At 74.2% G+C, this 22,870-nt stretch carries 17 protein-coding genes and 1 pseudogene; 10 read left to right on the top strand and 8 right to left on the bottom strand.

All coding sequences use genetic code 11. The features are described from left to right. Positions 1–346 precede the first annotated feature (346 nt). The 5 genes from rpmH to E5225_RS17330 are packed head-to-tail and all read left to right on the top strand — an operon-like array spanning position 347 to position 2,964. Positions 347–484, top strand: coding sequence for a 50S ribosomal protein L34 (rpmH, locus tag E5225_RS17350; protein ID WP_166435884.1), 138 nt, complete (start codon positions 347–349; stop codon positions 482–484). A 32-nt stretch (positions 485–516) separates the two neighbouring features. After that, positions 517–861 (top strand): ribonuclease P protein component, encoded by a 345-nt coding sequence (gene rnpA / locus E5225_RS17345; protein WP_424945115.1) that lies wholly within the window; start codon positions 517–519, stop codon positions 859–861. Continuing rightward, positions 858–1,154, top strand: a complete 297-nt coding sequence (gene yidD / locus E5225_RS17340; RefSeq protein WP_135972192.1) for a membrane protein insertion efficiency factor YidD — start codon at positions 858–860, stop codon at positions 1,152–1,154. Before rnpA ends, yidD begins: the two co-directional genes overlap by 4 nt. Positions 1,155–1,175: 21 nt before the next feature. Further along, on the top strand, positions 1,176–2,402 hold the full coding sequence (yidC, locus tag E5225_RS17335; protein WP_135972191.1) for a membrane protein insertase YidC: 1,227 nt from the start codon (positions 1,176–1,178) through the stop codon (positions 2,400–2,402). Positions 2,403–2,454: 52 nt separating this feature from the next. Continuing rightward, the gene (locus E5225_RS17330) at positions 2,455–2,964 is read left to right on the top strand and encodes a Jag family protein (RefSeq protein ID WP_135972190.1); all 510 of its coding nucleotides are present in this window, start codon (positions 2,455–2,457) and stop codon (positions 2,962–2,964) included. 303 nt (positions 2,965–3,267) lie between these two features. On the opposite strand, the gene E5225_RS17325 is transcribed toward E5225_RS17330, so the two are convergent. Then, positions 3,268–3,645 (bottom strand): hypothetical protein, encoded by a 378-nt coding sequence (locus E5225_RS17325; RefSeq protein ID WP_135972189.1) that lies wholly within the window; start codon positions 3,643–3,645, stop codon positions 3,268–3,270. Positions 3,646–6,442: 2,797 nt separating this feature from the next. Here E5225_RS17325 and E5225_RS18305 point away from each other — a divergent pair. After that, positions 6,443–6,741: pseudogene (locus tag E5225_RS18305) on the top strand (IS5/IS1182 family transposase); the annotation flags it as partial. A 40-nt stretch (positions 6,742–6,781) separates the two neighbouring features. On the opposite strand, the gene E5225_RS17315 reads toward E5225_RS18305, so the two are convergent. Then, positions 6,782–6,973, bottom strand: coding sequence for a hypothetical protein (locus E5225_RS17315; protein WP_135972188.1), 192 nt, complete (start codon positions 6,971–6,973; stop codon positions 6,782–6,784). Between the two features lie 1,084 nt (positions 6,974–8,057). Between E5225_RS17315 and rsmG the strand changes: the two genes are divergently transcribed. Genes rsmG through E5225_RS17295 form a run of 3 tightly spaced genes read left to right on the top strand, consistent with a single transcriptional unit; the run spans position 8,058 to position 12,353 of the window. Further along, positions 8,058–8,750 carry a 16S rRNA (guanine(527)-N(7))-methyltransferase RsmG gene (rsmG, locus tag E5225_RS17310; protein ID WP_135972187.1) on the top strand — a complete coding sequence of 231 codons (693 nt, stop codon included), beginning with the start codon at positions 8,058–8,060 and terminating at the stop codon, positions 8,748–8,750. Then, the gene (locus E5225_RS18300) at positions 8,734–11,163 is read left to right on the top strand and encodes a ParA family protein (protein WP_425267382.1); all 2,430 of its coding nucleotides are present in this window, start codon (positions 8,734–8,736) and stop codon (positions 11,161–11,163) included. Before rsmG ends, E5225_RS18300 begins: the two co-directional genes overlap by 17 nt. Further along, positions 11,160–12,353 (top strand): ParB/RepB/Spo0J family partition protein, encoded by a 1,194-nt coding sequence (locus tag E5225_RS17295; protein ID WP_135972186.1) that lies wholly within the window; start codon positions 11,160–11,162, stop codon positions 12,351–12,353. The genes E5225_RS18300 and E5225_RS17295 overlap by 4 nt, the downstream gene beginning before the upstream one ends. Before the next feature lie 795 nt (positions 12,354–13,148). Here E5225_RS17295 and trxA read toward each other — a convergent pair. The 6 genes from trxA to E5225_RS17265 all read right to left on the bottom strand — a co-directional run bounded on the left by trxA (position 13,149) and on the right by E5225_RS17265 (position 21,203). Beyond that, on the bottom strand, positions 13,149–13,481 hold the full coding sequence (trxA, locus tag E5225_RS17290; protein ID WP_135972185.1) for a thioredoxin: 333 nt from the start codon (positions 13,479–13,481) through the stop codon (positions 13,149–13,151). Next, positions 13,478–14,521, bottom strand: a complete 1,044-nt coding sequence (gene trxB, locus E5225_RS17285; RefSeq protein ID WP_135972184.1) for a thioredoxin-disulfide reductase — start codon at positions 14,519–14,521, stop codon at positions 13,478–13,480. Before trxB ends, trxA begins: the two co-directional genes overlap by 4 nt. Before the next feature lie 150 nt (positions 14,522–14,671). Beyond that, the gene (locus E5225_RS17280) at positions 14,672–16,585 is read right to left on the bottom strand and encodes a protein kinase family protein (protein WP_135972183.1); all 1,914 of its coding nucleotides are present in this window, start codon (positions 16,583–16,585) and stop codon (positions 14,672–14,674) included. 138 nt (positions 16,586–16,723) lie between these two features. Next, the gene (gene murJ, locus E5225_RS17275; protein WP_243738076.1) at positions 16,724–18,433 is read right to left on the bottom strand and encodes a murein biosynthesis integral membrane protein MurJ; all 1,710 of its coding nucleotides are present in this window, start codon (positions 18,431–18,433) and stop codon (positions 16,724–16,726) included. Beyond that, positions 18,430–20,652, bottom strand: a complete 2,223-nt coding sequence (locus tag E5225_RS17270; protein WP_135972182.1) for a DUF6049 family protein — start codon at positions 20,650–20,652, stop codon at positions 18,430–18,432. The genes murJ and E5225_RS17270 overlap by 4 nt, the downstream gene beginning before the upstream one ends. Then, positions 20,649–21,203 (bottom strand): NUDIX hydrolase, encoded by a 555-nt coding sequence (locus tag E5225_RS17265; protein WP_135972181.1) that lies wholly within the window; start codon positions 21,201–21,203, stop codon positions 20,649–20,651. Before E5225_RS17265 ends, E5225_RS17270 begins: the two co-directional genes overlap by 4 nt. A gap of 57 nt (positions 21,204–21,260) precedes the next feature. Between E5225_RS17265 and E5225_RS17260 the strand changes: the two genes are divergently transcribed. After that, complete coding sequence (locus tag E5225_RS17260; protein ID WP_135972222.1) at positions 21,261–22,865, top strand: CCA tRNA nucleotidyltransferase; 1,605 nt, start codon at positions 21,261–21,263, stop codon at positions 22,863–22,865. Positions 22,866–22,870: the final 5 nt, after the last annotated feature.

The following is a 22,870-nucleotide window of genomic DNA, read 5'->3' as shown; positions in this document are numbered from 1 at the left end:
CGTCGCCCGTGCCCGCCGGCTGCCCGACCGGCGGCTCGACCCGGACGGACGCGGTGCCTGCACGGGGAGCGACGTGCCTCGATGCTAACCGTGCGGCGTGGAGCGCAGAAGAGCCCGTTGGGGTGGGCCGCGCGAGTGCCGCTCCGGCTCGCACATGCCGGGCCTGGCGCATTTGACCGGCTCGGGCCGGGGAGCGTAGCGTGGCCCAGCCTTTTGACGGCTCCATCCGGCGCGCCCTGACGCCACTCACACGGCTCCCCGTGTGCTCCTGAGGAGCGGTCGAGCACCGGCACCTGGACCTGGACGCGTACCCGTGCGCGTCCGCCCCGAGAACGTGGAGATCGTCGTGACCAAGCGCACCTTCCAGCCGAACAACCGGCGCCGGGCCAAGACGCACGGCTTCCGCCTGCGCATGCGCACCCGCGCCGGCCGCGCCATCCTCGCCGCGCGCCGCCGCAAGGGGCGCGACGAGCTCTCGGCCTGACCCGCACGCCGGTGCTCCCCGCAGCGCACCGGATGCGCCGCTCTGCCGACTTCCAGCAGACGGTGCGTCGCGGTGCGCGTGGGGGGCGACCGACGCTCGTCGTGCACCTCACGACCACGACCGACCCCGGCCCGCCGGTGGTCGGTCTCGTCGTGTCTCGGGCCGTCGGCAACGCCGTCGTGCGCAACGTGGTGCGTCGGCGCCTGCGGGAGCTGGTGCGAGCGCGGCTCGACCGGCTCCCCGCCGGCGCGCGGGTCGTGGTCCGGGCGCAGCCCGCTTCCGCGTCGGCGACGTTCACGGCACTGGGGTCGGACCTCGACGCCGCCCTGCGACGCGCCCTCGGTCGCGCGCCGGCTGGTCGGCCGGTCGTCCCATGACTCCTGCTGCCCTCGGTCGGGCGCTCGTGCGGCTCCCCGCACGCGCGCTGCTCGGACTGCTCTGGCTCTACCAGCACGTGGTGTCCCCGTTGACCCCGCAGACGTGCCGCTTCTACCCGTCGTGCTCGCAGTACGCCGTGCTCGCCGTACGGCGCCACGGGGCTCTGCGCGGCTCGTGGCTCGCCGCGCGCCGGCTGCTGCGGTGCCACCCGTGGAACCCGGGTGGCGTCGACGACGTTCCCCCCGTGCGCGATGCGCACCACCCTCTCGACGCGGCAGCGACCGCGCACTGAGCTCTCGAGGAGCCCTGACCGATGGACTGGATGGACGGCCTGCTCTTCCCGATCATGGTCGCGGTGGCCTGGATCATGGTCCAGTTCCACGACCTGCTGACCGCGGTCGGGCTCGACCCTGCGAGCGGTGCCGCCTGGGCGCTGTCCATCGTCGGCCTCGTGATCGTGATCCGGATCCTGCTGATCCCGCTCTTCTTCAAGCAGATCAAGGCGTCCCGCGGGATGCAGCTGGTCCAGCCGGAGATGCAGGCGCTGCAGAAGAAGTACAAGGGGCGCACCGACCCCGCGTCCCGTGAGGCGCAGAGCCGCGAGATGATGGAGCTGTACCGACGGCACGGGACGAACCCGTTCGCCTCGTGCCTCCCGCTGCTGCTGCAGTCGCCGATCTTCTTCGCGCTGTTCCGCGTGCTGTACGAGCTGCCTCGGCTCGCGCAGGGGGAGTACCCGCGGGCCGACTCGATCGGGCCGATGACGCGCGAGCTCGCCGGGCAGGCGGAGGCCGCGACGATCTGGGGCGCCCCGCTGTCCGGCACGTTCATGCAGGCGGACGGCAACGTCAACATCATGATCGTGACGGTGCTGCTGATCGTCGCGATGTCGGTCACGACGTTCACGACCCAGCGCCAGCTCACGATGAAGAACATGCCGCCGGCCGCGCTGCAGGGGCCCATGGCGCAGCAGCAGAAGATCCTGCTCTACGTGCTGCCGCTCGTCTTCGCCTTCTCCGGCGTGAACTTCCCGATCGGCGTGCTGCTCTACTGGACCACGACCAACCTGTGGTCGATGGGCCAGCAGTTCTACACGATCCGCCGGATGCCGGCGCCCGGGTCGCAGGCCGAGGCCGCCCTGAAGGAGCGCAAGGCCCGCAAGGCGGCGCGCAGGGGTGCGTCGATCGAGGAGGACCGCGGGGGGCCCGTCGGGGTCATCGAGGAGAAGCCCCGCACCGGTCAGCGTCAGCAGCCCAAGCGCAAGGACCGCGCCAAGAGCAAGCCGGTCGGCGGTGCACCCGCGGCCCCGACCACGGCAGCGACTCCCACGGCCCCCGACGCCCCGACCCGGGACGTCACGGACCCGGCTCCGGGCGGGAGCACCCGCCCCGCGGGCGGCAAGGGGGCGGGCACGGGCGCGGCTCCCGGCAAGGCGCGTCCCAAGGGCAGCAAGGGCGGCGGCGCACGGCCCGGCGGCGCGACGCGCGCTCCCGGCAGCAGCTCGGGCAGCGGGGCCACCGACGGCTCCGACGCCTCCTGACGGCAGCACCACGGACGTGGCCGCGAGCACGCGGCGTGTGATCGGAGGAGACATGAGCACCGAGCCGGAGACGACCGTCGACGTGGACGTCGTGCGACGCCTCGAGGAGGAGGGCGAGATCGCCGCCGACTACCTCGAGGAGCTGCTCGACATCACGGACCTGGACGGCGACATCGAGATCGACGTGGACCACGGACGTGCAGCCGTCGAGATCGTCGCGGAGGACGCCACCGACGCCTCGCTCCGCCGCCTCATCGGCCCAGAGGGGGAGGTCCTCGACGCGCTGCAGGAGCTGACCCGCCTGGCCGTGCAGACGCGCACCGGGGAGCGCAGCCGGCTCATGCTCGACGTGGCGGGCCACCGTGCCGCACGGCGTGCCGAGCTGGTGGCGGTGGCGCAGGGTGCGATCGACCAGGTCACGGCGTCGGGGGAGGCGGTCCGGCTGGACCCGATGAACCCGTTCGAGCGGAAGGTCGTCCACGACGCCGTGGCAGAGGCCGGGCTCGTGAGCGACTCCGAGGGTGTCGAGCCGCAGCGCCGCGTGGTGGTGCGCCCCGCCTGACCTGCAGTGCGGTGCGGAGGGCGGGTGACCGGTGGTCCGGTCACCCGCCCTCAGTCGTTCCCGGGACGGGGTGGTCCGGCCGGCCTCGGGGGTGCCCGGGCGAGGGGGAGGAGCGGGCGGTCTGCGGCGGTGGCGGGGGCGTGCGCGTCGCCCGGGCCTCGCGCATCGGTGACCGGCGGTCGACGGGGTTCGCGTGCGTGGACGGTGCAGGCGGGTTACGTGTTTAGGCCTGCCGCGGGGAACTGTGGGCGGTCCTCTCGGGCGACCGGGAGGACGGACGCCCGCGGCTCGTGGCGGGTGCGGCTACCCGGCAAGCAGCCTGTGCACGCCGTTGACCAGGGACACGGTCGCGGTCGCGCCGTAGGCGGCAGCCCCGATGAAGTAGCCGCTCGACTTCCACACCGAGCTCTGCTTGTGCTCACCGACACCGCGGCACACGAGGCCTCCGGCGCCGAGGACGATGACGAACACGACACCGAGCGCGAGCGCCGCGTCCCTCGTGCCGGCCGTCGTGAGCAGCAACGGCACCGCGACCGCCAGGAGCAGCAGCAGTGACAGCAGGATCAGGGCGGCGCGGACGCGATGGGCCGTGCGCAGCCCCAGGTCGTCCCGGATCGCCTGGTCCAGGAGACGCACGAGCCAGAAGTCGCGCGCGCGAGGCTCGGCCGCTGAGGTGCTCACGCCTCGACGCTAGCGCTCCTCCCCGCCGCGGGCCCGTTGCCCGGCGACGAGCGACCGTACGCCCACGATTGCGGCTCTTGTGCGGCCCTCGATGGGGGTGTCGGGTACGCCGGTTCCCGACGCGTGAGGCGGTGACTGGCGGCGGAGCTTGCGGCCCCCTGGGCCGGGAATCCGTGTCGCCGTGCGCCGCACCGCGGTCGGCGTGTTCGGGACGAGCAGCACTGTCCCCTGCACGGTGCGCGAGCGTGCCGCGCCCTCCCGGGCGGTGCCGGCTGGCTGGGCCGGCGGGCTCGGTCCGGTTTCACGTGGAACGGCTTCGTGCCGGACGGCCGCGTCCGGTGTGTCCGCTCCGTGCAGCCGCCCATCCATGGATAGCGGCTCATTCAGAGGCGTTTCACGTGGAACGGCTCCGTGGCCGGACGCCCGGGTCCAGTGCATCAGTCCCGTGCAGCCGCCCATCCATGAGGTAGCGGCTCATTCAGCGCGTTTCACGTGGAACGGCTCCGTGGCCGGATGGCCGCGTCCGGTGCGTCCGCTCCGTGCAGCCGCCCGCCCGTCGGTGGCGGCCCATTCAGCGGCGTTTCACGTCGCACGGCTCGGTGGCCGGTTGGCAGCGTCCGGTGCAGCAGTCCTGTGCAGCGGCCCCCCATGGGTAGCGGCTCACTCAACGCCGTTTCACGTGGAACGCGTGCCCTGGTGACGACGCGTGGCGCCGACAGACTGCACATCGTGATCGAGCCTCGGCGCGGTCAGGGCGTCTCGGCGCCTCTCTGGGCCGGCCGCGGGGGAGTCGCACCGACGGGACGTGAACGGGTACCCGAGCCCATGGTCCTGCGAGGAGCGCGCACGGACGCCACGAGATGGCGCGCCGGGCCACCTCGGATATCGGCATGTGCCATGCGTGATCGCGGCGCGTGGGGCCGAGCCATCCGTCGGGTCCGACCGGCCGCTCCCCGGCGATCGTGGGCGCGTCTCGTCGCGATCGGGGACGTGCGGTGCGCGGATCTCCCGGCCCGCGGACTGGGCACACACGGGTGCCGTGCCATGCACCGAGGTCATTTGGCGAGGGAACGTCGCGGGCGTCATCGACACCTGTTGGCTCGGAATAGCGGAGACCCGCCGCGCTGATGCCGGATCCTCCGCCTGCTTGGCGCCGTGGGGACAGGGCGGCCTGGCGGCGGCCGCTGCGCGTACAGGGGCGGGCGAGTCGCGGCAGCGGGAGGCGGGGTGTCGGCCTCGCGTCCCGCCAGCGGAGCGCGCGACGAGCGACGGACGGCGGACGACCGGCGACGGGGTGATGGGCGACAGGTGATAGGCATGGGCCGAAGGGCAACACGACGGGGGCGACGTGGCCGCACGCCGCGGTGGCCGCGCGGTCGATCGTGCCCCGCGGCCGGGGTAGACCCGAGACGAATAGTCGCGAGACGGTGCCGGCGGGCCACGGAGGGGGTTGCCACCGGGACCGGCAGGAGGGGGCGCCGTCGCCGCCCCATCTTCTGCCGCCGCACGCGCCGGCTCCACGCCGCCGCTCGCGACCTCGACCGGCGGTGAGAAACGGGGTGGTGTCGCTGGCCGTGGTCCTCGGGTGGCTCACTGTGTCAGTGCGGTCGCACCGTCTGCATGCACGGGCGTGCGTGCCCGCGCTTCGAAGGGCACCTCCAGGGCGGTCCGCGCACGGGGCGCGGGATCGTTGAGTAACTCCGAGGTGGTTCAGCCGGTCGGAAATGGCCGTGTGACGGCGGCGGTCCAGCTCCTGGACCACTTCGCCGTGGTGGCGGGCTGGGAGCGGATCAGCGTCGTCGTCGAGCAGCCATGCCGAGGACGGGGCCAGAGTGCTGGCAACGCCAGCGCGGCCGGGGACCGGAACCGTCTTGTCGGTGTGCGGGGGGAGGGCCTGGAGGGCGGGTATCTGGCCCGCCGGCTTAGGCCCCTCTGACCCTCCGTGAGCGCCCGCGGGTGCGCCTCCGCGGCGTTGGATTGAGCGGGAGCCCAGGGGCGCGGGAGCCCGGCGGCGCCTGGCGGTAAGAGACCTGAGGGCGCACCACGCGGCCGTGGGATGGACGTCCTCCCTCGGTTCCACGTGAAACGGGGGGACGGGCCGGCGGGGTGTGCGTTGTGGGGGGGACGGGCATCGGCAGGCGGCCCTGGTGCGCGAGCTCCGGCTTCGTGCGGGACCCGAGCCTTCAGGACTGGCCGGGGGCGAGGGGTACCTGCCGGGCTGGTGGCGCACGGCTGTTGTCCGCGCGGGGCGGCGAGTAGAAGCGACTAGGGCGTGCATCCCAGCCTTCGCTGTAGCGGGCGGGGATACTCTTCCGCGATCGCCCGCAGGTGGTGGAGCGCTTCGTTCACCGGGTATCGAACCGAGGTCGCCTGGAGGGTTCTACCGGCGGAGATCGGGCCGTGGCAGACGGCCCGGAACCCTCACGCCCGGTTCTCGAAGGACGGGACCTGCGATGACGTCCTGACCCGACCGGTCGCCCAGGCCGATGCTGCCGTCGAGATCGACTGGGCGATGTCGCTCGACTACACGATCAACCGGACCCATCAGCACGGCTGCGACCCTGCCGCGCACCGCGAGGGCGCGCGCGAAGCACAGGAATCAGCTAGCGGAGCGGGCTGATCACGGCATCGGTCGATCCGGGCGGGCTGTCGACGAAGATCCACCACGCCGTGGACGGCCGAGGCAGGCTGTTGGCCGTCCGGGTCGGACCGGGGCAAGGCGGGGAGGCGCCGATGTGTCGGCCGGTGCTGGACGCGATTCGGGTTTCCGTGCCGGGACACGGGACACCCGCGCACCCGCCCGGACGCGAGGCTGGCCGACGAGGCGTTCTCCTCGCGCGCGATCCGCTTCGAGCTGGGCCGCCGCGGGATCCGCGCGGTCATCCCAGAGCCACGTGACCAGCAAGGGCACCGCAGGGACGTGGCTCGCGTGGCGGCCGACCCGTCATCCACAACGCGGTCGCCTACAAGGGTCGCAACGTCGTCGAGCGGTCCTTCATCGCCCTCAAGCACTGGCGCGGGCTGGCCACGCGATACGACAAGCTCGCCCTGACGTACCGCGGGGGGCGCCGTCCTTGCCGCAACGCTGTCCTGGCTCCGCACACCAAAGGCAGACACGTCCTCAGGTGTACGGCCACTAGTCGCGCAGGTGCCTGCGCCGCTGGTCATCTCGTGGTGAAGGGAGCGTAGGAGCCGGCAGCGACGCGCGGACGTCGTGGAACGTGGCGATGAAGCGTTGCAGTTCCGTCTCGTACTGCGCTCGGTCGAAGATCAGGGGACCCGCGAACACGGTGTCGTCTTCCTCATCTTCGTCGGTCTCGTAGTTCACGTCCCGACCGAAGTGGCGCCAGACCACCGTGTCGGCGGTCCACTCGACCGCTGCGGTGATCGCCCCGCACCCCAGGTCGCCGCACGCGTCGCAGACGAAGATCGGGACCCGCTCGCCAGCTCTGGCGGGCGCCGTCCCAGAAGGACGAGGACGTCGTCGGTCATCCCGATCGGCCAGTTGTGCACCAGCACCGGAACGTTGTCGAGGACCCCCGTTCCGCGGGGGAGTAGCCCCGTCAGGGATCTGACGCAGCGGTCGGCCATCGACGATGGGCTCCCGGAAGTAGAGACCGTGGGCGGAGGACTCTCCGGTCGCGAAGGAGAGCCGGTTCACCATCTGCCGACCATGCACGACGCACTCACCGCCGCGATGCCGCCCTGCGTCTGATCGCCTACACACTCAGCAGACGCGCCCTAACTGACCGCCTTTTGGCCGTCCGGCCTCCTAGGCCGGCGCAGTGGTGATGTTCCACGTGAAACGCGGGAGGCGGCGGCAGGCGGCTTCCGGTACAGGCAGCCAGCGGTGCGTCGTCGGCGGCGTGAGGAGGTCGGGTCCAGCCCGTCGTCCGCATTGGGGAAGTGCGATCCATACCGACCGCGAACTAGCGTGAGAACCAGTGCCACTTGAGCGCGCACCGCGCAGAGAGTGCTCGAGAGCAGCGTGCAGAGTGCTGTCCGCGTGCGGGTGGCGGTCAGCCTCTGCCTGGGCGGCCCGGCTGCCGCCCTTCCCCGGCGGAAGAAGTAGTGAGGCAGGACTCCCCGCGCCGCGCGTAGCAAGTGACGTGCGACTCCCTTTCGGCTGCTCCCGTGCCGTTGCTCGACGCCCCTGGATCCAGCGGCGGGTTGCACAGCGAGGCGGGGGTTCCCGCGGGTCGGGCGCGACTCGCCGGTCGGAGTACGTGGACGGGTGGGACGGCGCGACCGGTGATGGCGTCCGGGGGTGACGCCAGAGCCCGCCCGGTCGGCGCGTGCACCCCTCGTCGGCTGAGGCGGCTAGTACCGTAGGGGCCGCGGTCCGGGTGACGGGTCGACACCGTCAGTGAGCGCCGCACCGCGGCCCGACGTCGAAGCGGGGGACGCGAGTGGTGGACGAGACCGGTCGCGCACCAGCCACAGCCGACGACGGCTCCTCTGATCCACTCGAGGGCGATCCCCGGCTCCAGGTCTTCTTCGGCGAAGCGTGGCCCCAGGTTGAGCGGTTCCACCGCATGCTCGTCGAGCAGGGCGAGCTCCGTGGCCTCATCGGCCCTCGCGAGGTCGCGAGGCTGTGGGAGCGGCACCTTCTGAACTCTGCCGCAGTGGTGCCCTTCCTTCCCGACGCCGGCGTGATCGTGGACGTGGGGTCGGGTGCGGGCCTGCCGGGCATCGTCGCGGCGGCGATGCGCCCGGCGGCGGACGTGGTTCTCGTCGAACCGATGGAGCGGCGCACGGCGTGGCTCGAGGACGTCGTCGCCGAGACCGGCCTCACCAACGTGACCGTCCGGCGCGCCCGAGCGCAGGAGCTGGACGGCGCGATCGAGGCCGACGCAGTCACCGCCCGTGCGGTAGCCGCACTCGACAAGCTCTTTCGTCTGACGGTGCCCCTGGTGCGTCCCGGCGGTCTGGTCGTCGCACTGAAGGGATCGCGAGCGCGCGATGAGCTCGCGTCGGCGGCAGCGGTCATGCGCAGGCTGCGTCTCACCGACGGCGCCGTCCACGAGGCGCCAACCCTGGCGGGCCTCGAGCCCACCTACGTCGTCACGGCGGTACGCGGAGGGAGTGGTGGCGGTGTTCGGTAGGAAGAAGCGGCGCGAGGAGAAGGCACGGGCGCTGGCAGCGCTCGAGGCCGCGCAGACCGCCGGTCCAGCCCTCACGGCGCCGCACGACGGGCACAGCGAGCAGGCCGGGTCGCCGGAGGGCACCAGCTGGCGACCGGCGAGCGCGTCGTCCACGCCGCCCGACGAGGCCACCTCCGGGGGCACGGACGGCGGGACCGGCACGGACGGCGGGACCGGCACGGACGGCGGGACCGGCACGGACGGCGGGACCGGCACGGACGGCGGGACCGGCACGGACGGCGGGACCGGCACGGACGGCGGGACCGGCAAAGACCACACCGACGAGGCGTCGCGCGCGGTTCAAGGGAGCGGTGAGGACGTCCGCACCCACGGCGGTGCGGCGCCGGACGCCGATGCGCCGGCCGATACCCGCGCGAACGTGGGCGTGGCGGTGGCGTCCACCGACGTCCGGGGTGGCGACCGCGTTCCACGTGAAACAAGCGCATGGGGACCGACGGCCGGACTCCGTGACGGCGATGTAGCGCACGCCGGGGCCGTCCACGCACCGGGTGGCGCCGAACGCGCCCCCGAGGGGCTCGCGTCGACCGGGACGGCGCCGCTGGTGAGCGACCGCGAGGTCGACACTCCTGCGCCGCCCAGCGCGGCCCTCGCTGGCGCGGCACCCGGTGTCGGCGCTGCGCCGCCCGGCGTCACGGAACGCCGGGCCCCGCTGGTGCGGGTCGCGGCGGCGGACATCACAGCGGTGCAGGAGCAGACGGCGGCGCACGAGGCCGCACTCGTCGCGGCGCGCCGCGCACCCGCGGCGAGCGCACCGGCAGCACCCCATATCAGCACTGAGGAGATCACCGTTCCACGTGAAACAGCCCGCGCCCGCGAAGTAACGGACGAGGGCGCCGATGACCTTGACCCGATCACGGGCGCGACGATCGCCGCAGACACCGACGCGATGTCGGCGAAGGACGCCGGCGACGGCGCCGTTTCACGTGGAACAGGGGCGCTGCGCGGCCCGGGAGCGGCATCGGAGCAGGCGCCCACCCCGACTGACGCCGGAGGCGCCGTCGAAGGCGAGGCTCCGGGCGCGCGCAGTCGACGACCGGCCCGTCCCCAGCCTCTGTCCGTCGCCGACATGGGCCCGGTGTACTCGTGGGAGACTGGACCGTCGACCACATCTGGCGTGAGCGGCGGGCGCGACGCGGTCGAGGGCACCAGCGACGACGCCTCCGGTCACAGGGCGTTGCCCGCGCGGGGGACGACGGAGCCGTCCACCGGCGGTCCGTCGGACGTGCACCAACAGACCCGGGGTGGCGACAGCCATGACGACCGGGAGGAGAGTGCCGTGACGGGCACGGTAGGGGAGCGGGCGGCTGCGACGGCGGACGCACCGGTCGACGCAGCAGCGGGCAACGACGCCGACGAGGTCCGTCGAGCTGCGCTCGTGGAGAGCCTCCCTCGTCCGTCCGTCGACACCCCGCTCATGGCGGAGCTGCAGCTGGACGCCCGCCGTCGCATCGAGCTGCGCGGCCGCAAGTTCCCCGCGCCTCCGCGCACCCGCGTGATCACCGTCGCGAACCAGAAGGGTGGCGTCGGCAAGACCACCACCACGGTGAACCTCGCCGCGGCGCTCGCACAGGCGGGGCTCAAGGTGCTCGTCCTCGACAACGACCCGCAGGGCAACGCGTCGACCGCACTCGGGATCGACCACCGCGCCGGCACCCCGTCGATCTACGAGGTCCTGGTCGACGGCGCTCCCATGCACGAGGCCGTGCAGGAGAGCCCGGACGTGCCGGGGCTGTGGTGCCTGCCCGCCACCATCGACCTCTCGGGCGCGGAGATCGAGCTGGTCTCGATGGTCGCGCGTGAGACGCGGCTGCGCACGGCCCTCGACCAGTACCTGCAGTGGCGGATCGACCAGGGCATGGAGCGGATCGACTACGTCCTCGTCGACTGCCCGCCGAGCCTGGGGCTGCTCACGATCAACGCGTTCGTCGTGGCGCGCGAGGTGCTGATCCCCATCCAGTGCGAGTACTACGCGCTGGAGGGCCTCTCGCAGCTGCTGAAGACGATCGACCTGATTCAGGCCCACCTGAACCCGACGCTCCGCGTCTCCACCATCCTGCTGACCATGTACGACGCGCGGACGAACCTTGCGCAGCAGGTCGCGGAGGAGGTCCGCACCCACTTCCCGGAGCGCACGCTGCGCACCACGGTGCCCCGGTCGGTCCGGATCTCCGAGGCGCCGAGCTACGGGCAGACCGTCATGACGTACGACGGCGGCTCCTCGGGTGCGTTGGCGTACCTCGAGGCCGCCCGCGAGCTGGCGGAGCGTGCCGTGACCGACACGTCCGCCGCCACCAGCACGACGCCGGCGAGCGGTACGCCCGCGGCGCAGGCACCCGTACAGGAGGACCAGTGAGCGAGAAGCGGCGCGGCCTTGGGCGTGGACTCGGCGCCCTCATCCCGACGGGGCTCGACCAGCCGCGATCGACGGCAGAGCGTCCCGTCGACGTGTTCTTCCCGGACACGCGTAAGAACGCCGCGGCCGCCGACGATGCCGCAGCGGGTACGTCGCCGCAGGTAGCGGACGCGGATGCGGGCGCCACGCGCCCGGACGCGTCCGGGACGGACGGCACCCCCACCAGCGCCGCCGTCGCGAACGGCGACGGCGACGCGGTCCCCGGGCCGGCTGCCGCGGAGGGTGACGGTGCGTCGGCGGGCTCCGGAGCGCCGGACGCCGCGACCACCTCGCCGGACGCCCGTACCGGTGCGGACGACGGTCTCGTCCCGGTCCCCGGAGCACGGTTCGCCGAGCTGCCGGTCGACGCCATCCGGCCCAACCCCCGCCAGCCGCGTTCGGTGTTCGACGAGGATGCCCTCGCCGAGCTCGTGGGGTCGATCCAGGAGGTCGGCGTCCTGCAGCCCGTGGTGGTGCGGCAGGTCGGCGACGCCTTCGAGCTCATCATGGGGGAGCGGCGCTGGCGCGCGACCCAGGAGGCAGGGCTCGCGACGATCCCGGCGATCGTCCGCGACACGGACGACAGCGACCTCCTCCGCGACGCCCTGCTCGAGAACCTGCACCGAGCACAGCTCAACCCGCTCGAGGAGGCGGCCGCGTACCAGCAGCTCCTCGACGACTTCGGTTGTACGCACGAGGAGCTGGCCACGCGGATCCACCGCTCGCGACCGCAGATCTCCAACACCCTGCGCCTCCTGCGGCTGCCGCCGCTCGTGCAGCGGAGGCTGGCGGCGGGCGTGATCTCCGCCGGGCACGCCCGCGCTCTTCTCGGCCTGGCGGACGGTGCCGCCATTGAGCGCCTCGCACAGCGGATCGTCTCCGAAGGGCTCTCCGTCCGGGCGGTCGAGGAGATCGTCGCGCTCGGTGGCGACGAGGCCGCGCCCACCCGCCGGCCGCGCCCGCGGGCCGGGGTGCGGAACGAGGCGCTGGACGACCTGGCGTCGCGGCTGTCGGACCGGTTCGAGACCCGCGTCAAGGTCGACCTGGGCAAGACGCGGGGCAAGCTGACCGTGGAGTTCGCCTCCGTCCAGGACCTCAACCGCATCCTGTCGTCGCTGGCACCGGACGACCCGGGCCTGCTGCGGCGCTGATGCAGGCCGGCGCCGGCACGCCGGACAGTACGAGGGGTCCCTCGCGGTGCTCGGCGGTGCACTACCGACGCGGCCGACGGGGCGACGTGTAGGCCCTCAGCCCGTCTGGGGCCGACTCTGTACGCGTAAAGTGCGTCCTGCCGTGTCCGTCGGTGCAGTGCCGGCGCGGCCCATCAGGGCATCCTGTGACGCTCTCAGGCGGTCTGGGACAAACTCTGTACGCGTAAAGTTCATGCGGGGTGAGCAAGAGTTCGCCCAGAAGCGTTCTGCTGGATCCCGGCGGGACTGCGGACAGACGCTCGACACCACGTCCTGCGCGCTGAGGCGGCGTAGTGGTCGCCAGCCCGCGTTGCCCATGGTTCGGGCCGGCCGTTCACTGCGACGCTGCGCGGCGGCCCGGGGGAGGACGCCCAGCCAGGCGTCGGCGCCAGCACCGCATCCGCCGGATCTCGGCGGCGCGGGTCGCGCGCACCGACGTCGAGCGCGCCCGACCCTGGAGGAGGGGAGCCCGCGTGCGGGTGCGGAGTCGGCGACGCGGGGTCGGGGCGATGCCGAGCCGGCCCGCGATCGAGCGGAAGGCTGAGCCGGACGGGGAGCGGGCGGACGGGCGAGCCGAACGGACGGCCCAGCGGACCGCTGGCGAAGCGAAGCCGCGGGCGAAGCCGAACCGACGCGAAGCCCAACTCGTCGGCCGACCCGAGCCGTCGCCGAAGCCGAAACCCGCCGCGCTGGCATCGCACACCGAGCGCGGACCCGCCGGGTGCAGCCCGCCGTGGTCGGGCGCCTCGAGCGCTGTCAGCCCTGCAGGTGCAGGACCTCCTCGACCGCTTCCTTGAGGATCGCCTTCGGCTTGGCGCCGACGAGCGACTTCTCGAGCTCGCCACCGGCGAAGAACGCGATGAACGGGATCGACTGCACCTGGTAGTCGCGGCTGAGCCGCGGGTTCTCCTCGGTGTTGACCTTGACGACCTTCACACGCCCGGCGTAGTCGTTCGACAGCTCCTCGAGGACGGGGGAGACCATGCGGCAGGGTCCGCACCACGGTGCCCAGAAGTCGACGACGACGGGGACGTCGCTGCGCAGGACCTCCGCCTCGAAGGTGTCATCGGTGACGTCGATGGTGCTCATCCCTGCACCTCCGGCACGGGAGCCGACGCGTCGGACGGCACGATCGGGTCCTCGACGTCGGAGGTGTACGCGAGGCCGGCGAGGTAGTGCTGGGCGTCGAGCGCCGCGGAGCAGCCGGAGCCGGCGGCGGTGATGGCCTGGCGGTACGTGTGGTCGACGACGTCGCCGCACGCGAAGACGCCGGGCAGGTTGGTCGCGGTGGTACGCCCGGCGACCTGCACGTAGCCGTTCTCGTCGAGCTCCACCTGACCGACGAGCAGGTCGGAGCGCGGCACGTGGCCGATGGCGACGAACAGGCCGCCCGCCTCGAGCTCGCGCGTCTCGCCGGTCTGCGTGTCGCGCAGGACGACGCCGGTCACCTTCTGCTCACCCTGGATCCCGACCACCTCGGAGTTCCACGCGAACTCGATCTTCGGGTTCGAGAAGGCCCGGTCGGCCATGATCTTCGACGCCCGCAGCTCGCCGCGCCGGTGGACCATCGTCACCTTGGACCCGAAGCGGGTGAGGAACGTCGCCTCCTCGACCGCGGAGTCGCCGCCGCCGACGACGACGATCGGCTGGTCCCGGAAGAAGAACCCGTCGCAGGTGGCGCACCACGACACGCCGCGCCCGGACAGGCGCTTCTCGTCCGGCAGGCCCAGCTCTCGGTACGCCGAGCCGGTGGACAGGATGACGGTGCGCGCGCGGTAGACCTCGCCGCTGCCCGTCGTGACGATCTTGACCTGGCCCGTCAGGTCGAGCTCCGTCGCGTCGTCCCACAGGACGGTCGCGCCGAACTTCTCGGCCTGCTTCTGCATGCTGTCCATGAGCTCGGGGCCCTGGACGCCGTCGGGGAACCCGGGGAAGTTCTCGACCTCGGTGGTGTTCATCAGTGCGCCGCCGGCGGTCACCGAACCGGCGACCACGACCGGTGCGAGGCCGGCCCGAGCGGCGTAGATGGCGGCGGTGTACCCCGCGGGGCCGGAGCCCACGACGACGACGTCGTGGACGTCGTCGGGCGTGGTCGCGCCGGGCTGCGGGGCGGGGTTCTGAGCGGTCACATGTGCCTCACTGTGTCGATCGGCTGCGTCGCGTGGGCGACTCGCCGCGGTGGCGGCGTGGTCTGCCCGGTCAAACCGATGGTAGGGCCCATCTGTTCCCGCGCGCGGGCCGGTCCGCGCCCCGGTTCGGCGACCACGTGGGGGGGTGGCTCAGCCGAGCGTCAGGTCGGTGAGCTCGATGCGGAAGCGGCCGTCGGGCATGGTCGGGAGCTCCGTGAACCAGACGGTGAGGACGTCGGTCTCGACGGGCGCCGCGAACGTCAACGCCGTCTGCGCGCCCATCGGGGCGGACGCCAGGACGTCGCCCTGCGTCGGCGCGTCGCCGCTGGTCGCGCGGACCTCCACGTTCCCGCCGGACCCGTTGACGGCCAGCGTGACGGCGCTGACGGCCGCGGGCGCCGCCAGCCGCACCTCGAGCCCCACGCCGTCCTTGAGCCCGGCGAAGTCGGGGCGGTTGTAGGTCTGCGAGAACCAGTACGTCCCCGGGTCGCCGTCGATCGCCCTGGTGACGGCCTCCTCGTGCTCGCCGTCCGCGTCGGACGCGTCGAGCGAGCGGATGCCGATGACGACGGGTGGACCGGCGGCCGGCGGCTCCGCGGGGGGCGGCGGGGCCGCGCTCTCCGCCGGTGGCGCCTCAGTCTCCGCGGGGGCGGCAGGCTGCTCGGCCTGCGTCGCGGCCGGGTCCGTCCCGCCGGGGACCGTGAACAGCGCCCGAGCGGCGAAGACGAGCCCGATCAGGACGACGATCCCGACCACGACGAGCACGACGGCCGTGGGGTCGAACCGCCGGCGGCCGTCCTCCTCGTCGTCCTGGTCGAACGGGAACGGGTCGCCGTCGTCGCCGCCCCACGCCGCGTTGCCCCACGCGTCGTCCTCGGTGCCGTAGGGCTCGGTGCCGTAGGGCTCGGGGGAGACGGCCGCGGGCGGCCCGCCGGCGTGGTCCGCGGGCTCGAGGGGAGGCAGGCTGGCGGGCAGGGTCGGCGCCGCGGCAGCCGATGTCGCGCCGGCGGCAGCCGTCGCGGCGGCGCCGGCCGCCGGCAGCGCGCTCGTACGATCCACGCGCGACGCGGACCTGGGCAGGTTGCTGACCCGGGTCGGGGCGGCGGGCGGGGGCGTGCCGGGGCGTACGACCCCGGGAGGCGCCTCGTCGAAGACGGTCCGCACGGACTGGCGCGGGACGCGCACGGGCGCGGTCGCCGCCTCGATCTCGGCCTCGGTCGGCACGGACGGCGCCGCGGTGAGCGCCCCCCGGCCGTCGGTGCGGTCGGCGAGCTCGTCGGCCGAGCGGCCCACGCGGATCTCACCCCAGGGCTCGAGCTCGTGCACGAGGTCACCGGGGCCGTGCGGGCCGTCCTCGTAGCTGCCGAGGGTGACGGCGCACAGCGTGTCGAGGTCGTTCGGGACGCCCGGCGCGAGCTCCGCGGGCGGGACCGGGGCGCCGTCGAGGACCGGTGCTGCGCCGACCCCCGGTGTCGGCAGGGCGTGCCCGTCGCGGTGGGCGGGCCACCGGCCGGTGAGCCCCGTGTAGAGCAGGCGGACGAGGTCCACGGCGTCGGTGCGGCTCGTGGCGCCGGCGTCGCCGTGCGGCACACCGAGCAGGGCGGCGTCCAGCGCGAGGCCGGAGATGAGGACGCGGCCGTCGGCGGAGACGTGCACGACGGACGGGCGCAGCGCGAGGTGGTGGACGCCTCGCCGGCGGGCGACCTCGAGGGCCGCCGCTGCCTCGCCGACGACGGCGCGGGCCTGGTCGGCCGTCAGTGGACCGTGCTCGACGAGCTGCGCGAGCGACGCCCCGACAATCTGCTCGGAGACGACGTAACCGACGCCCTCGTGCGTGCCGACGTCGAGCACCCGCACCAGGCGGGCATCCGTGACGAGCGCGGCGCGGCGCGCGGCGTCGAGGGCAGGCCCGACGTCACCCGACTGGAGCACGCGCACGCGCACGGGCCGGTCCAGGATCTGGTCGATCGCCTTCCAGACGGACACGCCGTCGAGGTCCGACGGCAGTGCTTCGAGCACGCGGTAGCGCCCCGCCAGCACCGTTCCCCGGCCGACCTCCGCCACGTCCGCACCTCCGCCGTCCGACTGCTCGTCCGTACCGTTCCCGACCCGTCCGTGCGGGCCGGGGTGCTGCGTGCGCCCGTCGGCACGCCCGTCCCGGCGCGCGTCCGCGCGCGCCGGCCGCGCACCCTGGGGGCCATGCTAGACGGGTCGGTCGGACCCCCGCCTTCCGCGGAGCCTGCGCAGCAGCGGCCCGAGCAGCAGGTCGAGCTCGCGGACGCGCATGAGGCGCAGCCCGCCGAGGTACGTCAGGCCCATCGCGCCGCCCACCGCGACGCACTGCAGGACGGCGCCGGGGAGGCCGTCGGGCCCCCACCGCTCCATGAGAAGCAGCGCCCCGACGCCGACCGCCGCCGCGGCCAGGCCCGCGAGGGTCGCCCGGGCGTGGGTGCGCACGACGGCGCGCGCGTCCACGTCACCCAGCCGGCGGCGCAGCGAGACCATGGCCGCGACCGCACCGAGCACGTACGACACGCTCATCGACACCCCGGCGCCGGCCACCCAGGCGGAGCTCGGCAGCACCGCCTGGCTCAGCAGCGCGCCACCGGCGACGACAACGGCCATCGCGACCTGGATGGGCACCATGGCGCGGGCGTCCTCGTACGCGTAGTAGACGCGCTGGCACATCGACCACGCGCCGAACGCCGGCAGGCCGACCGCCATGGCGACGACGACGCCGGCGACGGCGTCGACCGACCCCTGGGGCTGGCTGGGCAGCACCAGGCGGGTCACGGGCTGCGCGAGGACCACGAGACCCGCCGCGGCGATGATCGTGAACAGGCCGACGACCCGCAGCCCCGACGACAACGTGGACCGCACGCCGGCGGTGTCGACGTCGTGCGCCTGCGCCGACAGGCGCGTGAACAGCGCGGTCGCGAGCGACACCGTGACGAGCGAGTGGGGGAGCATGAACAGGGTGAACGCGTAGTCGTACGCGGCGTTGCCGGCGATGTGCGCCTGGGCCTCGTCCGCGGCGCCGGGTGCGGCCGACGCGACGCGGCTCACGACGACGTATCCCAGCTGGCCGATCGCGAGGCCGATGAACGTCCACGTCGCGACCGTGCCCGCGCGGCTCAGCCCCGACCCGCGCAGGCCCCAGCGCCACCGGTAGGACACGCCGGCCCGCCGCAGGAACGGGACGAGCACGAGCGCCTGTGCGACGACGCCGGCGGTGGCGGTGCCGGCCAGCAGCGCGATGCGGCCCGCGTCCCAGTCCGCCGCGGCGGTCACGCCGCCGCCGAACACGGCGATGAACGCGCCGAACCCGACGATGGACACGACGTTGTTGACCACCGGCGCCCACATGTACGGGCCGAACGACTGCCGGGCGTTCAGCACCTGACCGAGCAGCGCGTACGCGCCGTAGAAGAAGAGCTGGGGGACGCACCAGTAGGCGAAGGTCGTCGCGAGCGTGATCTGGGCGTCGCTCGCGGGGTCGGCGTACACGCGCACGAGCAGCGGCGCGGCGAGCGTCAGCACGAGGCTCAGGCCCGCGAGCAGCGCGAAGCCGAACGACAGCAGCCGGTCCACGTACTCCTGGCCGGCGTTGCGCTTGTACGCACGGACGACCTGCGGGACGAGGATCGCGTTGAGCACGCCGCCGGCGAGCAGCATGTAGAGCACGTTCGGCAGCTTGTTGGCCACGGAGAACGCGTCCGCCGCCTGCCCGGTCGCGCCGACCGCCGCCGCGAGCGCCATCGCCCGCAGGAAGCCCAGCAGCCGCGACACGGCGGTACCGGACGCCATCACGGCGGCCCCGCGGCGCACGGCACCGTCCGAGGAGCCGGCCCCGCCCGTCGGCTGGGCCTCGCCCGGGACCCCGACCCCGCCCGTCGACCCGACCCCGCTCACGCGTCTCCCTCCGGTGTGCCGCCCAGCACGGGCAGGGGCCGCGTGCCCTCCTCCTCGCGCACGCGCCGCGCACCGCGCCGCGCGCTCTGGCCGCGGCGGACCGTGCGGACGATGCCGAGCACGAGCCCGACCGCGAGCAGGACGCCGACGACGCCCGTGCCGACGGACTCGATGGTCGGCGTCACGCGGGCGAGGAACGTGACGGGCGCGGACAGCGGTGTGCCGTCGGCGCTGGTCAGCACGGCCTCGACCTCGACCTCGCAGTTCGCCGTGGCGTGGACCGGCACCGGGACGGCGGCCTCGCCGCCCGCGGGCACGACCACCGTCGCGCTCTCCCCGGCCCGCAGGCACGCCTTGCGGGGCGTGGTGCGGACCTGGACGGTCGCGTCGGCGGGGAGGCCGTTGCGCACGGAGAACCGCACCTCACCGCTCGCGCTGATGATGTTCTGGGTGCTCGTCTGCGCGAGCTCGAGGCCGGTGCGGCGTGCGTCCACCTCGGTGACGACGGCGTCGACGACCTCGGCGCGCGCCGGCGGGTCGACGCGCCACGCCGTCGCGAGCGGCGTCAGCACGGCCTCGTCGACGCCGGCGACGATCGCATCGGGGTCGGTCGTGACGGACGCGAACGTCTGCGTGCCCGCGCGGGCCTCCGCGAGCCGGCGCACCTGCTCGGCGGGGAGCGCGGCGGCCACCTCCGTCAGCGCGGGCAGTGGCTCGCGCGCCGTGGTGTCGGACGGGGCGCCGAGCAGCGAGGACAGCGAGGACAGCCGCGACCAGGGCGCGCTCTGGACGGCCGCCAGGGTCGCGTCGACGACCTCGCGGTCGGGGGTCCACCCGCGCGGCGGTGCGACGAGCAGGTGCTGCGGGCCGGTGCCGGACGCGCGCGCGACGACGGACAGCTCGGCGAGCACGCGCTGCACGACGGTCGCGGGCGTGGCGTCCGGGTCGAGCGAGACGGGGTCGACGAGGAGCTCGGTCAGCACCTCGTCGGGGACGAGCCCGACGAGCCCGTCGCCCGCGTCGTCGGTGCGCGCGCCGCTCGGCTCGCCGGTCCGGGTGGGCAGGTCCCCGGGAGCCAGCACGAGCACCTCGGCACCGGCCTCGGCGGCGAGGTCGGCGGTCGCCTGGTCGGTGGTGGGGCCGGGCGCCCACAGGACGTCGGTGCGTCCGGCGAGTGCGGCGTCCTGCGTCGTGCCGCCCACGGTCGCGGCGCGGGACCGCTCGACGGCGGCCTGCAGCAGGTCCGGCGTGCCGGCGTGGGCGAGCGCCGTCAGGTCCGGGTCGCCCCACGGCAGGACCATGACGTCACGGCCGGCCGCCACGGTCAGCAGGTCCTGCGACCACGTGCCGGCCGCGCCGTCGGCGGCACGCGCCGAGGCGACGAGCGCGGGGTCCACGGCGAGCGAGACGTCGGGGTGCGCCCGGGCGACGTCGAGCACCTCGGCGAGGCGCCCGCCGGGGCCGGCGAGCGTCTCGAGGTCGTCACCCGGCACGGTGGCCTCACCCTCGAGCGCCGCGGGCACGGTCGGCGGCCCGACCACGGGCGCGAGCACCGAGACGCGCGCCTGTGGGATCGCCCCCTCGGGGGCCCAGAGCACGAACGTGCGCTCGAGCCCGACGCGGCGGGTGCCGTCCACGGCCTCGACGGCCAGCCCGCGGGCGCCCCACACGTCCGGGCGGTCGAGCAGGCCGACCTCCCCGGCCGGCACGGTGAGCGTGAGGTCGACGGCGGCGCCGGACGGCAGGGGGGCGTCCGCCGCCACGGTCGCGGCGCGGGTGCCGACGCGCCCGCCGGATCCGGTCGCCGCAGGCTCGGCGAGCCACGTCTCGAGGTCCGCGCGGGTGCCGGGTCGGATGCGCTCGATCCGCACGTACGCGCGCGGCGCCGTCACCTCGTCCTCGCCCGTGTTGGTCAGCCGCACGCGGACCGTGAGGTCCTCGCCGGGGCGCAGCACGACCGGCGCGATCTCCAGCACCTGCACCCGCACGCCGAGCTCGTCCTCGTCGTCCGGCCTCGCCGTCGCGTCGTCCGGCGGACGCGTCGGCAGCGCCGACGGGCCGGTGCGTGCCGCGGAGGAGGCGGCCGGCTCGCCCGTGGGCGCCGCGTCGCCGGCGGCGAGCGCCGCCGGCGTGGCGGGGGCGAGCAGGCCCAGCAGGCACGTCAGCAGCAGCAGCGCGAGCAGTGCCGGGCGCGTGCGGCGGCGGTCGCGTGCGCTCATGCGTCGTCGGTGAGGACGACGAGCGCGGTCCCCGCGAGCCGGCGCTCGTTCGGGTACGCGAGGCGGGCGGAGAGGTCGGCGACCCGCACCCACTCGACCTGCTCCGCCTCGCCGTCGGGGTCGTTCTCGACCGTCAGGTCGCCGTGCACGGCGCCGAGCAGGAAGTGGTGCACCACCTTGTGCACCCGTCGGTCGTCGCCGGAGAACCAGTAGTCGATGACGCCGAGGCGGCGCAGCACGCGGCCGGTGATGCCGGTCTCCTCGGCGATCTCACGGACGGCGGCCTCCTCGGGCGTCTCGTCACCCTCGAGGTGGCCCTTGGGCAGGCACCACTCGAGCCGTCCGGCACGGTTGCGCCGCGCGATCACGGCCGCCTCGTACTCGCCGTCGCGCTGCGTGACGACGAGGCCCCCGGCCGAGGTCTCGTCGACCACGGGCACGGCCACCGGCTGCGCACGCGGGGCCAGCCGGGCGGGGTCGATGCGCAGGGCATGGCCGCCGGGAGGCGCCGGCACGCGCCCGGGGACGGGCGGGTGGGGGGCGGCGGACATGCCGACACTGTAACGAGTCCTCCCCTGGTGTCCGCTGTCATCCGGACGAGCGACGTCATGTCCTCGTCATCACGCGGTCATGCGGGGGTCGACGGGTGCTCACGTGGTGGTCACCTCCGCAGCGGGCCGCGCGGGACGAGCCGGGACCTCTGGCACCCTGGTGCGGTGCCGCGCGAGACCGACGACCGTCCTCCCCTGCCCTCCCTGACCCAGCTCCAGCGCCGCGCGATCGACGTGCTCACCCGCATGGCGCCGGACGCGGTCCCGCTCGGGGAGGCGTTCCGCGCGGCCGGTCACGAGCTGGCGCTCGTCGGCGGGCCCGTCCGCGACGCGTTCCTCGGCCGCGTGAGCAACGACCTCGACTTCGCGACCTCGGCGACACCGGACGAGGCCGAGCCGCTGCTGGCCGCGTGGGGGGACGCGCACTGGGACGTCGGCCGCGAGTTCGGGACGGTCGGGGCGCGCCGGTTCGCGGGTCGCCGCGGAGCCGGGTCGGCCGACGTCGTCGTCGAGGTGACGACCTATCGCACCGACGAGTACGACGCGTCCTCGCGCAAGCCGGTCGTGGCGTTCGGCGACACGCTCGAGGGTGACCTGTCGCGCCGCGACTTCACCGTCAACGCCATGGCGGTGCGCGTGCCGGACCTCGTCTTCGTCGACCCGTTCGGTGGGCTCGCGGACCTCGCCGCGCGGGTGCTGCGCACGCCCGTCGACCCGCGGCAGTCCTTCGACGACGACCCGCTGCGCATGATGCGCGCCGCGCGCTTCGTCGCCCAGCTCGGCTTCGACCTCGACGACGCGGCCCGCGCGGCGGTCGTCGACATGGCCGAGCGCATCACGATCGTCTCCGCGGAGCGCGTCCGCGACGAGCTCGTCAAGCTGCTGCTGGCACCGCACGCCCGAGCCGGCCTCGAGCTCCTCGTCGACACGGGCCTGGCCGACCACGTGCTGCCCGAGCTGCCGGCGCTGCGCCTCGAGATCGACGAGCACCACCGCCACAAGGACGTCTACGAGCACTCGCTCATGGTCCTGCAGAAGGCGATCGCGCTCGAGACCGGGCCCGACGGCGCCGTCCCCGGGCCCGACCTCGTGCTGCGCCTCGCCGCGCTGCTGCACGACATCGGCAAGCCGCGCACGCGCCGGTTCGAGCCCGGCGGCGGCGTGAGCTTCCACCACCACGAGGTCGTCGGCGCGAAGCTCGTCGCGAAGCGGCTCAAGGCCCTGCGCTTCGACAAGCAGACCGTGCAGGACGTCTCCCGCCTCACCGAGCTGCACCTGCGGTTCCACGGCTACGGCGAGGGCGAGTGGACCGACTCGGCCGTGCGCCGCTACGTCACCGACGCGGGCCCGCTGCTGGAGCGGCTGCACCGGCTGACGCGCTCGGACTCGACGACGCGGAACACGCGCAAGGCCGCCCGGCTGTCCGCCGCGTACGACGACCTCGAGGCGCGCATCGCGGCGCTGCGGGAGCAGGAGGAGCTGGCGGCGATCCGCCCGGACCTCGACGGCACGCAGATCATGGCCGCGCTCGGGCTGCCGCCCGGCCGGGAGGTGGGGGAGGCGTACCGCTTCCTGCTCGAGCTGCGGATGGAGCGCGGGCCGCTCGGGGAGGACGCCGCGCGCGAGGAGCTGCTGCGCTGGTGGGAGACCCGCACGGGCTGACCCCC

Source organism: Cellulomonas shaoxiangyii (assembly GCF_004798685.1).
In the GTDB taxonomy this organism is placed as follows: domain Bacteria; phylum Actinomycetota; class Actinomycetes; order Actinomycetales; family Cellulomonadaceae; genus Cellulomonas; species Cellulomonas shaoxiangyii.
Note: the sequence above shows the minus strand (reverse complement) of the source record. Positions and strands in the feature narration are given on the sequence as shown.

What these genes read in the sequence shown, in the direction of transcription:
- rnpA (WP_424945115.1), top strand. Translation starts at nt 517, where the DNA reads ATGCGCCGCTCTGCCGACTTCCAGCAGACGGTGCGTCGCGGTGCGCGT.
- yidD (WP_135972192.1), top strand. Translation starts at nt 858, where the DNA reads ATGACTCCTGCTGCCCTCGGTCGGGCGCTCGTGCGGCTCCCCGCACGC.
- yidC (WP_135972191.1), top strand. Translation starts at nt 1,176, where the DNA reads ATGGACTGGATGGACGGCCTGCTCTTCCCGATCATGGTCGCGGTGGCC.
- E5225_RS17330 (WP_135972190.1), top strand. Translation starts at nt 2,455, where the DNA reads ATGAGCACCGAGCCGGAGACGACCGTCGACGTGGACGTCGTGCGACGC.
- trxA (WP_135972185.1), bottom strand. Translation starts at nt 13,481, where the DNA reads ATGAGCACCATCGACGTCACCGATGACACCTTCGAGGCGGAGGTCCTG.
- E5225_RS17270 (WP_135972182.1), bottom strand. Translation starts at nt 20,652, where the DNA reads ATGAGCGCACGCGACCGCCGCCGCACGCGCCCGGCACTGCTCGCGCTG.
- E5225_RS17265 (WP_135972181.1), bottom strand. Translation starts at nt 21,203, where the DNA reads ATGTCCGCCGCCCCCCACCCGCCCGTCCCCGGGCGCGTGCCGGCGCCT.
- E5225_RS17260 (WP_135972222.1), top strand. Translation starts at nt 21,261, where the DNA reads ATGTCCTCGTCATCACGCGGTCATGCGGGGGTCGACGGGTGCTCACGT.